We start from the raw sequence: 14,031 nt of genomic DNA, 5'->3' as shown, positions 1-14,031 counted from the left end.
CGAACGAGTTGATGAAAACCGTAGCTGTTGGAATTCAACCTCCAACCTTCCCCCTCACCCACTTCGCGCTCCGGGACAAATAACTGGCCAAAACCTCCAATACGGACGTCAGTCCACCCTTGCCGCCACACCGCGGCGAAGCCGGTCTCCGCCCTGAAACCCTCGCTTACATCAAAAAAGAACTCAAACTCATGTGATTACTGCCAGGATGCCGGGACAGAACACATTCATAGCCGCGAAAAGGCGCAAAAAACGCAATATATATTTGTGGTAGTGCACCCCAATGACTTATCAGTTTTTCCAATGGTAGGAGCCGACGTAAGCAGACGTTAATTTGTTCAGAAAGAGGGCTCAGTCAGCGTCTGACGTCGTCGCCTACGCGGTCTCAGTCACAGGGGACAAAACCCGGGCTTTACGAAATCACCGGTCGGGAGTACACTTCCGGCATGAAACGAAGTGTGAATCCCAGCCGGGCAAACTAACAAGGTATGACTGATACCACGTGCACACCGGCCCACCTCGATTCGCCGGGGAAATCCAGTCCCTGGCGTTATTTTGACGCCATGTTGGATCATTGCTACGACTACGCCGAGGCGGCCCATGCACGGGGGCAACCCATCGTCGGCATAATGTGCGAATTCACTCCGCGGGAGATTATCATGGCAGCCGGGGGAGTCCCGGTATGTCTATGCGGCGGGTCCGCCGAGACCGTGGCCGTCGCCGAACAGTATTTGCCAGCCAACCTGTGTCCCCTGATCAAATCCACCTACGGTTACCTGGTTAAAGCCTCGAATCCATTTCTCAACTGGGCCAGCCTGGTAGTCGCGGAGACGACGTGCGATGGCAAAAAGAAGATGTTCGAGTTGATGGCCGCCACCAAGCCCATGTACGTGCTCGAACTGCCGCAAAAATCCGAGGACGCCGGGGCGCTGGAGCATTGGACGGAGGAATTGCGGAAGTTCATGCGGTTTCTGGAAGCGCAGTTCCAGGTGCAAGTTACCGATGACCGCCTGCGCGATGCCATCCGCGTGATGAATCGCGAGCGCGCCTTGCGTCGGCAACTCGCCGAGCTGATGGCGCTAGACATCCCGCCCTTCTCGGGACGGCAATTGCTGGACCTCAAAAGTCTCATCTCGGGCATCTCGGCGGACTTGGAGCAATACGAGGCCATTCTGCGGCACGTCCATGAGGGTCTTCATGAACCCGCCGCCCCGCCGCGCAAAGCGCCGGTGCGCGTGTTGCTCACCGGTGTGCCGATGGCTCACGGGGCGGAGCGCGTGCTGGAACTCATTGAAGCCTGCGGCGCAATCGTCGTCTGCCAGGAGAACTGCACCGGCCTGAAACCGATCCTGGAAGATGTGGCGGAGGATGACCCTGACCCCATCCGGAGCCTCGCGCGCAAATATTATCACCTGCCCTGCTCCGTGATGACCCCCAACACCGGGCGCTTCGATACCCTACGCGCGCTGGCGGCCCAATTCCGGCCCCACTGCGTGATTGAACTCATCTGGCAGGCCTGCCTCACTTACGATGTGGAATCCTATCGCGTGCGCACGTTCACCGAGGATACCTTGCACCACCCATACTTGAAAATCACCACGGATTATTCCCCCGCCGATTCCGCGCGCCTCACCGCGCGCCTGGAGGCGCTGATGGAAACCGTCCGGGCTCGCCTATGAACCAAACCTTATGATTTGCGCGGGAATCGATGCAGGATCGCGGGCGATCAAGGTCGTGGTGTTCGACACCGCGCAATCGAAAATCCTGGCCACCGCCATCGCGGACCAGGGTGTCGAGCAGCAGAAACTCTCGGAAAAACTTTTCCAGCAAGCCTTGCGCGACGCGGGCGTGGAGCGGGACGGCATTCCGGTCGTTGCCACCGGCTACGGGCGCAACGCCATCCGGTTTGCGAACACCACCATCACCGAGATCACCTGCCACGCGCAGGGTGTCTATTTCCTCGCGCCGGCGGCCCGCACGATCCTTGAAATCGGCGGACAGGACAGCAAGAGCATCAGTCTGGAAGACGGCGGGCGGGTGCGGGATTTTGCGATGAACGATCGCTGCGCCGCCGGGAGCGGACGGTTCCTGGAAGTTGTCGCCTCGCGGCTCGGCGTGGACATTGCCGCACTCGACGCCCTTTGCCGGGCCAGCCGCGCCCCGGCCACCATCAGCAGCATGTGCGTGGTCTTTGCCGAAACGGAAATCATCGGCCTGCTGGCCGAGGGCGTGTCCGCGCCGGACATTGCCGCCGGTGTGCAGAACGCCATTGCCATGCGCGTGACGACGCTGGTGGGCCGCGCCATTGTGCCGCCGGTCTATTTCACGGGGGGCGTGGCCTTGCAACCGGGCATGCTGCGCGCGCTGGAGCAGGCCCTGGGCTGCCCGGTGCAGTTGGTCCCGCAACCGCAATTCACCGGCGCGCTCGGCGCCGCCATTCTCGCCGGAAAAAAAGGTAACGGACTAGGCGGTGGCGGTGGTAACCGCCTGCCCAATGAATAAGTTGGTCCAGTTTAAGTCTAACCATGGTAAGTACCCGTACCTTTGGCTTGCCTAGCTGCGGGAACCGGGGAAAGTATTTAACCAATACAGCCAAAGTGTTTGAATAATGCGGGTATCACGATGAAAATGTTTGCAAACTTGAAGCTCGGGAAGCGCTGGCTCACCGTGGGTGCGGTGGTGGCATTGGCGGCCGCCGTTCAGTCGGCGCCCGGCCCGCTCAATTCCGCCAGTAAGACCAACGCGGTTGCGGCCAAAGCACCGGCCGCCGCCAAGCCGCAGACAGCCGTGACTGCCGCGCCTGCCAAGCCGGCGGCCAAAGCGGGCAAGGCCTATACTCCGCCCGGCATGACGTTCCCCGCGGAATACCCCGGCCCGCTATTAAAGCAAATGCTGGCCGGCCCGTTAAAGGATACGGAGGAAATCGTATTTGCAGTGCGGGTGCCGGGACGCGACCATTGGTATGTTACCTTTGGAAATTATGCGGATTACTCGGAGGAAGCGCAAACTCTTGGATTCAAAAAAGAGGATGGGGTTTATTGGGGCTACGGTGAAGGTGGCCGGCTATGCCGCATGAATCTGCGCACGGGCGCGGTAAAGGATATTCTTGCGGACCCCAAAGGGGGTATCCGTGATCCGCAGGTTCACTATGACGGCAACAAGATCCTCTTTGCCTATCGCAAGGGCGGAGAGCATCCTTTCCATCTCTACGAAATCAACGTGGATGGCACCGGCCTGAGGCAGTTGACGGATGGGCCGGACGACGACATTGAACCCACGTATTGTCCTGATGGCTCCATCGTGTTCACCTCGTCCCGTTGTCGCCGCTATGTGAATTGCTGGCACACGCGTGTGGCCACCTTGCATCGGTGCGACGGGGATGGGAAAAACGTGCGCATGTTGTCCACCAATAACGACCACGACAATACCCCGTGGGTGTTACCGGATGGCCGCCTTCTCTACATGCGTTGGGAATACGTGGACCGCAGCCAGTTGGATTTCCACCATCTCTGGACTATGAACCCGGATGGCACCAGCCAGAATGTGTTTTTCGGTAATATGAAGGGAGGCATGGTGATGCTGGATGCCAAGCCGATTCCCGGCACCACCAAGATTGTCGCCAGTTTTTCCCCCGGCCATGGCCGACCGGAACACTTGGGCCCCATCACCATTCTGGATGGCTCAAACGGGCCGGATGATCCCACTTCTTATCGCACTGTCAGCAAGAGCGGTGACTACAAGGATCCCTATCCCGTCACCGAAACGTGTTTTCTAGTGGCGCACGCCAAGGGTTTGTTTGTGATGGATGGCGAGGGCAACGCGGAACGTATTTTCGCCCTGCCTGACGACCCGAAACAGTTGCAATGCCATGAACCGCGGCCCATCCAGCCGCGCGAACGGGAACGCGTCATTCCGGCCCGCGTGGAATTGTCACAAGCCACGGGGCGGCTATTCCTGCAAGACATTTATACCGGGCGCAACATGTCGGGCGTCAAGCGCGGCAGCATCAAGAAGCTGTTGGTGCTCCAGCAACTGCCCAAGCCCGTCAACTTCTCCGGCGGCATGGAGCCGCTGACCATTGGCGGTTCGTTCACCCTGGCCGAAATCGTTGGCGAAGCGCCGGTGGAACCGGATGGCTCGGCATTTCTGGAATTGCCGGCCTTGCGCTCCCTGTTCTTTGTGGCCCTGGATGAGAATGACCGCTCGGTCAAACGCATGCATAGCTTCGTCACGCTGCAACCCGGCGAAACCACGGGTTGCGTCGGCTGCCATGAGCAACGCACCCAGGCCGCGCTCCCCAACAACCTTTCCCTGATGGCCATGAAAAAATTGCCGGTCCCGGTCAAACCCATCAAGGATGTGCCGTCCGTGTTGGATTTTCCACGGGATATTCAGCCCATCCTGGACCGTCGTTGCGTCAGTTGCCACAACTCGGACAAGCGGGATGGCAAGGTGGATTTGTGCGGGGATAAAACCTCGATGTACACCATCAGCTATTGGACGATCAACCAGCGCGGACTCGTCACCGATGGGCGGAACCAACCCCATGGCAACCGGGAACCTTACAGCTACGGCAGCGCGGCCAGTCGCCTCATGAAACTGGCGGATGGCAGCCATTACAATGCCAAGCTCACGGAGCATGAAATGAAATTGTTACGGCTTTGGATCGAAACCAGCGCCACGTATCCCGGCACCTATGCCTCCTTGGGCTGTGGCAGTTATCCCGTGGGTGTGGGCGGCAGCCCGCAAGTCATGCAGCGCTGTGGTTCCTGCCACTCCGTCACGCACAAAGACCGCCTCGGCAAGGAGTTCACCGCCTTGACCATTCTCGGAAGGTACGGTCATGCCCTTGAATCAATCCAGAATATCTCAAACCCGGAGCGCGCCTTGATCGTGCGTGCGCCGCTGGCCAAAGAGGCGGGTGGCTTGGGACTGTGCAAGCAGGTCAGCTTCAAGGATAAGAATGATCCGCTCTACAAATCCATGCTCGCCATGTTGCAAAATGCCCATGATCGTCTGGAACAAGGCAAGCGGTTTGATATGCCCGGCTTCCGCCCCAACGAACATTACCTTCGCGAAATGCAACGCTTCGGCATCCTGCCCAAAGATTTGGGCCCCAATACACCTGTGGATATCTATGCCACCGACCGCGCCTACTGGGATTCCTTCTATTACAAGCCGCCGACCGAAGTGCGCGCCGGGAATGCGCCACACGCCTCCACTGGAACGGCCGTTGTAACGCCGTCCCTGTAAATGACGGATGGCGACCCTGGTCGAATTCCGGTAACGTTTACAACGACCAACCGGCGCGATAGGGCGGGTTGAGATGCTGGTTGGCGTCGGCGAAATTCGTAAAGCGCATGGCGTCCGCATCCCAAACCAGCTTATTTCCCGGATACTTGAGGGCGATCACGCCCAGCATGGCGATTTCCGATAACGGTCCTCCGTAAGCGAAATCGGAGCCGGCCTTGCCGCCAGAGCGGATTGCGTTCAACCAGTCCGCGTGGTGTTCTTTGACGCGCGGGATGGTTTTCTCGGGCCGTTGATAGGCGTCCATCCGCGTCTCGGGTATCAGCCGGACATGGCTGGCACCGTGCGACCCATAGACCATGGTTCCCTTGTCCCCCAGGACCACCGCGCCGGTATCCAACTTCTGATCGGCTTCCAGCTCGGCCGGGCGCGGGATTTTCTCCGTGCCGCTGTGCCACACGAGTTTGACGGGGCCGCGCGGGCCTTTGGCTGGGAATTCATAGGTGATGATGTCCCCTTTGGGGAAAGCATCGCTCTGGGTTTTGGGATCGTAATCCTTTACTTGCGCCTGGATGGTGGACGGCGCACCCAGATCCAGCGCCCAGAACACGGGATCAATCACATGGCAGGTCCAATCCCCGATGGTCCCATTGCCAAAGGGCGTCCATCCGCGCCAGCGCCCCGGCAAATAGGACGGATGATACGGACGCTGCTTCGCGGGCCCCAGCCAGACATCCCAATTCAGCGTGGGCGGCACAGGGTTGGTTTCTGCCAGCTTGGGCAACTGATCCAAGGCGGAATTCACCGCCGAACACCCGGCATGAATGGTGTGTACCTTGCCAACCGCGCCCGCCCAGATCATCTCGCAGCATTGGCGGATGGAATCCGAGGAGTGCCCCTGGTTGCCCAACTGGGTCACCACCTTGTACTCCTTGGCGGCCTTCATCAGTTGACGCACCTCATACACCGAATGCGCCAACGGTTTCTGACAATACACATGCTTGCGGCGTTTAATGGCGGCCATCACCGCCACCGCGTGGGTGTGGTCCGGCGTGGATACCGTGACGGCATCCATGTTCTTTTCCTGCTCATCAAACATCTTCCGGAAATCCTGGTACCGGCGCGCGTTTGGGAATTTTTTCTGGGAGGCATCACTCCGCACCTGATCCGCGTCGCACAGCGCCACCAGATTATTGCTGGCACCCACCGAACCGACATCGCCCGCCCCCATGCCGCCGACACCGATGGAGGCAATGTTCAATTTTTCACTGGGTGGCGTTTGCCCGCTGGCGGCCAGCACATGGCGCGGGACGATGGAAAACGCGGTTACGGCGGTTCCACTGACCCGAAAGAATGTTCGACGTGTTTGCTTCATGCTACTGCTTGACGTTTTTCTTGGCGCAATAATTCAAGTTTCTTGGTTCGCCACACCCTTTAACCACCAAGGCTTGTCAGTCATACGGAATTACGGCTCAAGGCATTGTAACACCCAGTGTCGGGCAGTCCGTCGGGATTCAACAAGAAACATGCCATTTTATAAAAGCAGGCTATATTGGCAGCAATGGTTTTTAAAAGTTAGCAACATGGAAACATAATATAACTATGAGTACTGCCCACACCCCGGCCATCTCGCCGAGCCAACTGATTGGCGCCTTGGAATGGCGCTACGCCACCAAAGCCTTTGATTCTGCCCGAAAAATTCCTGGTGAACTTTGGATGGATCTGGAACGCGCCCTGGTGCTTTCGCCCTCCTCCTTTGGGCTGCAACCGTACAAATTCCTGATCATCACCGATTCGTTCGTGCGAGAAAAATTGGTACCGCATTCCTGGGGCCAAAAACAGGTGGTGGATTGCTCTCATTACGTGGTGTTCGCCGCCCGCACCCAGGTCCCGGTGGAGTATGTGGATCAGTATGTCAACCGGATTGCCGCCGTGCGCAAGGTGGATGCCGGTTCACTGAAGGGCTACCGCGACATGATGGTAGGTTCAATCCAGGGACCACTTTCCCAAAAACTGGATCACTGGACGGCACGCCAAGCCTATATTGCGCTCGGCAACCTGCTCACCGCCGCCGCCTTGGTCGGGGTGGACGCCTGCCCCATGGAAGGCTTTGCCCCGGACAAGTATAATGAAATCCTTGGCCTGAACAATTCCGGTTACCAAGCCGTGGTGGCGTGCGCCTTGGGCTACCGCTCGGCCACCGATAACTACGCGCGCGCCCCCAAAGTCCGCTTACCGCAAGAAATACTGATCGAGCGGATTTGATTGACTGTCATGGTTGGATGACCAATGGCGACTGTTCCCATCACTATCTCCAGTGCCTTGGGATGGTGATGCAGGGCTGCATCAAGCGCGTTGGTGCGTTACGAATACTACGAGGTGGGAGGGCCTGTGGTTCCGTACCCTTTCCTCGGCTCCCGCGTGGTGCTCGTCCGGCCCTGAGGGTCAATGCCGGTTTCGTCAAAGCAGCTTCCAGCGCCGGGCAAAGGCCAGGTTGCGGTTGTGGTCGGGAGCGTTGCCGGCGTAGCGGATATAAGCGTGATTGGTTTTCAAGGCGCGCCAATCATTGGCAAGGATGGCCGCCAGAACATTCGCAGGGATGCGCACAGTGGTTTCGGAAAGGGCGAAGTCTAGCAGGAGTTCGCGCTGTGAATCAGGGAGCCGGTCGTAGCTCACCGGGTTGGGTTGACGGGCCAGCCGTTCGGTGAGTTCTCCGGCGCACTGGGCGAGTTCGGCGCGCAGCCGGGCAGTGGCTTCGGCGGGAGTGCAGCCTTGGGCGTAAAGCGCCTTGTCCCAAACCTCAAGACCATAGGCGATCCGCCGACCCAACGGAGTCGAATAGGGGTAGAAGCGCCCGCCGCGCAAGCCGAGTTGTTGCGGATTGGCCGCGCCCTTGAGGTAGCCGAGAAAATCATCGCTGACCCGGAAGCTTTCTGGAGCCGGCGAACGTTTGCGCGGGAAGGGGGCGATGAAAGGAGAGGATGCCAACGGCGGCGGACCAGCCGGTGCGGCGGGACCGCCCGTGAGTTTCAGGACGAGGACCGGCGAATTCTGAATTTTCTGTTGGGTGTCTTCCACTTCAAAGCAACATTGAAAATCGCCGCCGTCATCACTGAGTTCAATCGAGAATTCGTAGGGGAAGATGGCATCGGTCATTTCATGCCATGCGCCTGCTCCCTGCCGCCAGAGCAGGCGGGCGGCGATGACGTCTTCGGCGGAGGCATCGGTGTAAATATACGCACTTGTCAGGCCTTTTCCGGCACGCAAAAGCATGGCGTGAACCTGGCCGAAGGAGGTTTGGAACTGCTGGAAGCTGCCCGCACCCAACGCCGGGTTGTCGGCCGCCAAAAGATTGGCCTGGAAGCGTGGTTTGACAGCCGCAGGAATTGTCAGGGCGACGATGCCTTTGGCCGGGACAGCCAGGCCAAAGCGATTGTCCTGCACGAAAAGCGGTTCAGCGATTTGATTGTTCCGCCATTGCCGGGCCGGACCATCGGGGCAGACGGCAAGTTCCGGTTTCAGGTGGATCTGAGCGCGGGTTTCGTGACTGGATTGGTTCAAGAACGCAAGGTAAAGCTGGCCGTTGCCATACGCGGCGAGCCAATCGAGTTCCCGGTCGTCGCTGGCGAGTAACCCCTTGGGCAGCCAGAGATGCACGTTGGTCTCGCCGTAGAAATGCCCCGGTGCCGCACCGTACAGGCGCACGCGGAATTGGCTGCCCGCCGCGCTGTGGGCCGGGAAATCAATGGCGCCTCCAGAACGGTGAAACGCATCGCTGACCAGCCAGTCAATGATGGCTCCGGCAAAGTCCCAGGCATGACCGGGATTCACCGTGGCAAAATTCCAGTTCCACGGCGGAGTCTCGACGGCATCCGGCCGCTCGGCGATCAGCGAGTCGTGGGAACGATTGTCGCCGGGATAATTGCCGAAGCGTCCGACCATGCCCCACCGGGCCACGTCGCGGAGGAAGTCGTCGCCCGCCACCGCTGCTGCGCGCAGCAACGCGCCATGCGTGTTCATCCAGTATTCAATCGGATACGCCGGGGAAGCCAGACCAAGCCGCGCGATACGCCAGGCGGGCACCGTGACTTCCGGTGCAGGAACGGGGACGGGTTCCAGGAACCCCCAAATGTTTTTGTGCCGCCCAAAGGAGTGCCGATGCACCGGTGCGACGCCCTTGGCATCCACCGTGACTTGGGTCGCGGGTGGCATCGGGTAAAGGTTCAGGGAGACGGTGCGCTCATAGGCGGCTTCGACCACAGCGCGCAACGCGCGGGCATCCTTGGTGGCATCGTATAATTCCAGGTAATCAAACAGTGCGTGCTCGGCCCCGGCGTTGCCGGTTTTCAGCAGGCCATCGGCGGATTTCCAGGCCGCCTCAAGGTCGGCTGGTTTACCCGTAATCCGCCAACGCGCCAAAAAATCGGGAATGGTGGCCACCGGCTTCTGGTCCGCCAATGCCCGCAATACCGGCGACCGTTGCTGGAGCATTTCATGGAGCGAAATCAGTTGGGCGTAGCCGATATAAGGAGCCCCAACATTACTGGCAGCGGCCTTCACAATCCGGCGGTTCACCCCCTCGAACGGGGCAAACAAATTATACCGCCGTGACAGCGCGAATTCGATCGCAGGCCGGACCCGGCGGCGGAAAAACGCCTCGTCGTCCGTGGCCAGCGCAGCCCCCAGCCCGTAAAGCGGGGAGAACGGTTTGAAGACGCCGGTCTGGTCGGTGAAATAATCGTAATACTTCTGCTCGTCGCTCCACATCGCGTAGTTATGCCCGTTGCGATCATCCAGGAAATCCATGACGCGCTCCAAGGTGGCGTTGAGGGAGCCGGGGCCCGAGTTATCCCGGTCGTCATGCAGGCCAAAAATTCCGCATGCAACATGCTGCTGCAGCACTTTCCAATCCCCCGCCTTCGCCACCAGACGCATGGTGAACTTCCATGGCTTGCCGGCCACCATCCGTGACTCCGCTCCGCCCAACAAGGGGGCGATCAGGACCGGGCGCACCGCATCCTGGTCAAAACTCCGCATCAACCCGAATCGGGAATCCTCCAGAGCGGGCAGGCGGAACCGGCATTCGGATGGGGCCGCCACCAAGGCAAAGCAGCCCTCTTTCGTTGCGGTAAAGACCCGTGGTAATTTGAGATCCGCCTCGCTGAGCACAAAGTCGCCCTGCCGCCCATAAGGTCCGGCGCATTCTTGCGGGGCGCGCACCAGGTTCGTGCGCGGCGTCGCTGGCGCACCGGTAAACGCCACGGAAAAGAACCGGCTCTGCTTGGGTGTCAGCACCAGGGAAAGTTCCGGATCGCCGTTCCCGGCGGGCAGCGTGAGCGTCGCGGACAATGCGAATTCCGGTTGTGGCGCAAATTCCCAGCTTATGGTTTGAGCTGTCACACTGATTTTGGCAGCCCGCACGATCCGCTTCTCCCCGACTGTGAATGGCCGGGTTGCCCCTTCGCCGGATTTCCCCGCTACCCGCACGGCCGTTCGCCCGGTCTTGTCCCGGTACTCCCAAACCAAACCCTCCACCGGATCATTCCTGACTGAGGCGTCGTATTGAATGCCGGCGTGCACAGTCGGAGAAGCCAGCCAGGCGGTCAAGGATTCCGCCGTTTCGGTGGCATTGCGCCACCGGACTGCCGGGCGTGGTGCGATGGGGTGATTGGGATGATTAAAGTTCCGGAATATCCCCGGGTCCCGCTCGCTGAGCAGGACGGTGAACTCCGGAATAATCCGCTGCGGCGACATCCCTGGAGTCAATAACATCGCCCCGCCATCAGCCAAAGTGAGTGAATAACACTCGTTGGTGATTGTGCTGGGGACCGGCGCGATCGGCATATCGGATGCTTTGCCAGCACCTAGCAGAGTCACCCCTGCTGCCAGCATCCATCCAAAAATCAGGCTCCCCTGTTTTATGCCGCCCGGTCTCATTGGCTTGTTCGTTTAAAATCGCTTATGGCGCTGATTACGACTGCGCCCGTCCCACTGTGCTTTGACGGTTTCTGAATACAATAATGCCGGTTCAAAATTTTGCCATCCAAAAAAACGGACTCGATCCGTTATCCAGGGTTGCACCGCCGCTGACTGTTTCCGTTTTCAGGTTTTGACATTTCCAATGGAAGGGGAGTAGTCTCCTTCGCGTGACAGCCATGACTTTAAATTTAGAGCCGATGGAAAACACTGCGAGCACGAACTCTTGCAGCACCGGGTGGTGCCAGCGCGCGGTGTTGGCCCGGTATGTGGCCTGTCTCCCAAACGCAACCCGGAACAACAACTAAACCAACCAGTAATAACCCTATGCAACTCTCACGTCGTTCATTCTTCCAAACCTCCGCTGCCCTCAGCGTTCCCTTTATCCTGCCCTCTGGCATCTGGGCGGCGGATACCAAACCCAACAGCAAACTGACGATGGGCTTCGTCGGCTTGGGCAAACAGGCGCAAGGTTTGTTGGGCGGTTTCCTCTCCCAGGAAACCAAAGTGCTGGCCGTGTGTGACGTGGACACCACCCGCCGCGAAGCCGCCAAAAAACGCGTGGACGAAAATTACGGCAAGAAGGGTGAACAGGGGAGCGCCTGCGCATCGTACAACGATTTCCGCGAACTGATGGCCCGCAAGGATATTGATGCCGTCTGCGTTGCCACGCCGGACCACTGGCACACCGTCATCGTCATGGCCGCGCTCACCGCCGGCAAGGATGTCTATTGCGAAAAACCGCTCACGCACAACCTGCACGAATCCATCACGCTGCTCAGCGCCGTGGATGCCAACAAGCGCGTGTTGCAGACCGGCTCCATGCAGCGGTCCAGCAAGGAATTCCGCATCGCCTGCGAGTTGGTGCAGAACGGCGCCATCGGCAAGATCAGCCGCGTCGAATGCCAGTTTGGCGATCCCGGGGTGCCGTGCGATCTGCCGGAAGAAGCCGCAGAACCGGGGCTGGACTGGAACCTATGGGTTGGCCCGGCCCCCATGCGGCCCTATAACTCCACCTTGAGTCCGCGCGGCATCCATAACCATTTCCCGCACTGGCGCACCTATCGGGAATTTGGCGGCGGCATGGTCACGGACTGGGGCGCGCACCATCTCGATATCGCGCAATGGGGCCTGGGCATGGACGCCAGCGGCCCGGTGGAAGCCTTGCCGCCGGAGCAGGCCGGGGCCAAGCGCGGCGCGACGTTGGTTTATGCCAACGGCATCACGGTCAAGCACGCGGATGGTTTCGGCGTGCACTTTTTCGGCAGCGAGGGCGAAGTCATGGTCAACCGCGGTAAGTTCGTGGTGGTTCGCCAGGGCAAGACCATCGCCTCCTATAAAGGCAAGGAAGACAAAGACACCTCTTGCACGGCCCAGGTTCAAATTGCTGAAAAGGAGTTCCTCAAGGACGCCAAGATCAAGCTTTACGAAAGCAAGAACCACATCGCTGATTTCATGGACTGCGTGAAGTCCCGCAAGAAACCGATCACCAGCGAACAGGTCGGCGCCCGCTCAGCCATCTGCTGCCACCTGATGAACCAGGCCTACTACAACAACAAGAAGATCAAGTGGGATCCCAAGAAGCTCGCGTTCGCGGATAGCACCAGCGATCCCAAATGGCTGACGCGCGATTACCGCAGCCCTTGGAAGGTTTGATCCGGCCAATAATTGATTCCCCAACTGGGGTGGGTGTAGGCTCGTCTAGATGCATAGTGAGCCAAAAGCAAATTCTTATCAGTTCAGCAATGATACTCCGACCATGCATCGCTATGGGGAGCATTGCGACGGCTGGCCGCGTCCGCTTACCGTGGGTTGGGAGCAAAAATTAAAGGCATGAACCAGTTGGTCGCATCCTCCGCTGTTTTATGATGAGGCCGTCGAAAACTTTTCTGGTAAGCGTTTCCGTCGCCCTGCTGTTGCTGGTCGGGTATCTTGTGATTCCCGGGGGAGCGAGCACGACTGGCTACGGGGACCTCTGTTTCCACATCCGGGTTCTTGATCAACACGGGCAGCCGGTTTCGGGGCCGTTCACCGTCACCATTGAAAATGTGGAACGGCGTGCGGTTCAAGCAACCGGCAATGACGGTTTGGCACATATATCGCATTGGTTTGCCAAACGGACCGATACCTGGCGTCGGAGTTTGGGGCCGACTAAAACCACTGAGATCTATCACCTGGGAGGCAAACTTCAGGTTTCTGCACCAAACTACCAGTCTTGGGAGAGGCCGTTGAGCATGCTCTTCGAGGGTAACTATGATGCGCGCAAGTTTGGCACCAACCTCACTTGTACCGTGTCTTTAACGCCTGGCCAAGGAATGTAAAATGGATAAGCAAACGAAACGATTCGTACTCATAACTCCGGGTATTGCGGCGCTAAAACTATGATCACCTATACGCCGGGCAAGCGCGTCTGCCTGAACAATCTGCTCGCGACCTTTTGCAAACCGGGCACCAACCGCACTCGTTTACCGCAAAGCGACCAGTGAAAGCAACCAATGAACCAGGTTAAAGAAAAGCGGGACAAAGGGTTTTGGCTGCGCGTGGTTTTATACATCGCGTCGGCCGGTTTGCTCGTGGCCATCATAGTGCCCCAATTTGTCAAAGCACGGACACATTGCAGCCCCTACGAACCTTGTAATACTTGTTTTTTGAACCAGCGGCAGTTCCTGGCCGCCTGTGAAGCGTACCGGGAGCGCCACCATCTGAAACCGAATGCCGCCATTCAAGTCAGCAACCTGGTGAACGAATCTTTCCTGGAGCGGATGCCGACCTGCCCGGATTCCGGCCCTTACGGAGCCACCTTGA

The 14,031-nt window shown here is 58.9% G+C and carries 9 protein-coding genes; 7 read left to right on the top strand and 2 right to left on the bottom strand.

All coding sequences use genetic code 11. The annotated features are described in order from the left end of the window. The first annotated feature begins 488 nt into the window (after positions 1 to 488). The 3 genes from WCO56_01970 to WCO56_01960 all read left to right on the top strand — a co-directional run bounded on the left by WCO56_01970 (position 489) and on the right by WCO56_01960 (position 5,253). A complete protein-coding gene (locus tag WCO56_01970; protein MEI7728302.1) occupies positions 489 to 1,679 on the top strand; it encodes a double-cubane-cluster-containing anaerobic reductase in 1,191 nt (396 codons plus the stop codon). Positions 1,680 to 1,689: 10 nt separating this feature from the next. Next, the gene (locus tag WCO56_01965; GenBank protein MEI7728301.1) at positions 1,690 to 2,502 is read left to right on the top strand and encodes an acyl-CoA dehydratase activase; all 813 of its coding nucleotides are present in this window, start codon (positions 1,690 to 1,692) and stop codon (positions 2,500 to 2,502) included. A 120-nt stretch (positions 2,503 to 2,622) separates the two neighbouring features. Further along, entirely contained in the window at positions 2,623 to 5,253 is a 2,631-nt protein-coding gene (locus WCO56_01960) for a hypothetical protein (protein MEI7728300.1), read from the top strand. A 37-nt stretch (positions 5,254 to 5,290) separates the two neighbouring features. Here WCO56_01960 and WCO56_01955 read toward each other — a convergent pair whose 3' ends face one another. Then, a complete protein-coding gene (locus WCO56_01955) occupies positions 5,291 to 6,625 on the bottom strand; it encodes a Gfo/Idh/MocA family oxidoreductase (protein ID MEI7728299.1) in 1,335 nt (444 codons plus the stop codon). A 227-nt stretch (positions 6,626 to 6,852) separates the two neighbouring features. Between WCO56_01955 and WCO56_01950 the strand changes: the two genes are divergently transcribed. Beyond that, positions 6,853 to 7,515: an NAD(P)H-dependent oxidoreductase gene (locus WCO56_01950; protein ID MEI7728298.1), complete on the top strand. Its 663-nt coding sequence runs from the start codon at positions 6,853 to 6,855 to the stop codon at positions 7,513 to 7,515. Between the two features lie 195 nt (positions 7,516 to 7,710). On the opposite strand, the gene WCO56_01945 is transcribed toward WCO56_01950, so the two are convergent. Continuing rightward, on the bottom strand, positions 7,711 to 11,094 hold the full coding sequence (locus WCO56_01945; protein ID MEI7728297.1) for a hypothetical protein: 3,384 nt from the start codon (positions 11,092 to 11,094) through the stop codon (positions 7,711 to 7,713). Between the two features lie 459 nt (positions 11,095 to 11,553). Here WCO56_01945 and WCO56_01940 point away from each other — a divergent pair, with 459 nt between their 5' ends. The 3 genes from WCO56_01940 to WCO56_01930 all read left to right on the top strand — a co-directional run. Further along, positions 11,554 to 12,882 (top strand): Gfo/Idh/MocA family oxidoreductase, encoded by a 1,329-nt coding sequence (locus tag WCO56_01940; protein ID MEI7728296.1) that lies wholly within the window; start codon positions 11,554 to 11,556, stop codon positions 12,880 to 12,882. 209 nt (positions 12,883 to 13,091) lie between these two features. Further along, positions 13,092 to 13,547, top strand: a complete 456-nt coding sequence (locus WCO56_01935; GenBank protein MEI7728295.1) for a hypothetical protein — start codon at positions 13,092 to 13,094, stop codon at positions 13,545 to 13,547. A 174-nt stretch (positions 13,548 to 13,721) separates the two neighbouring features. Continuing rightward, positions 13,722 to 14,031: hypothetical protein (locus WCO56_01930; protein ID MEI7728294.1), on the top strand; the 310-nt coding region annotated here is incomplete at its 3' end.

This window comes from Verrucomicrobiota bacterium (assembly GCA_037139415.1).
Lineage (GTDB): Bacteria > Verrucomicrobiota > Verrucomicrobiia > Limisphaerales > Fontisphaeraceae > JBAXGN01.
The sequence above is the reverse complement of the archived record's forward strand: the minus strand, read 5'-3'. Positions and strand labels throughout refer to the sequence as shown.

Bases quoted from the DNA above. Each gene is read 5' to 3' on its own strand.
- WCO56_01965 (MEI7728301.1), top strand. From the start codon at position 1,690: ATGATTTGCGCGGGAATCGATGCAGGATCGCGGGCGATCAAGGTCGTG.
- WCO56_01955 (MEI7728299.1), bottom strand. From the start codon at position 6,625: ATGAAGCAAACACGTCGAACATTCTTTCGGGTCAGTGGAACCGCCGTA.
- WCO56_01960 (MEI7728300.1), top strand. From the start codon at position 2,623: ATGAAAATGTTTGCAAACTTGAAGCTCGGGAAGCGCTGGCTCACCGTG.
- WCO56_01950 (MEI7728298.1), top strand. From the start codon at position 6,853: ATGAGTACTGCCCACACCCCGGCCATCTCGCCGAGCCAACTGATTGGC.
- WCO56_01970 (MEI7728302.1), top strand. From the start codon at position 489: ATGACTGATACCACGTGCACACCGGCCCACCTCGATTCGCCGGGGAAA.
- WCO56_01945 (MEI7728297.1), bottom strand. From the start codon at position 11,094: ATGCCGATCGCGCCGGTCCCCAGCACAATCACCAACGAGTGTTATTCA.
- WCO56_01940 (MEI7728296.1), top strand. From the start codon at position 11,554: ATGCAACTCTCACGTCGTTCATTCTTCCAAACCTCCGCTGCCCTCAGC.
- WCO56_01935 (MEI7728295.1), top strand. From the start codon at position 13,092: ATGATGAGGCCGTCGAAAACTTTTCTGGTAAGCGTTTCCGTCGCCCTG.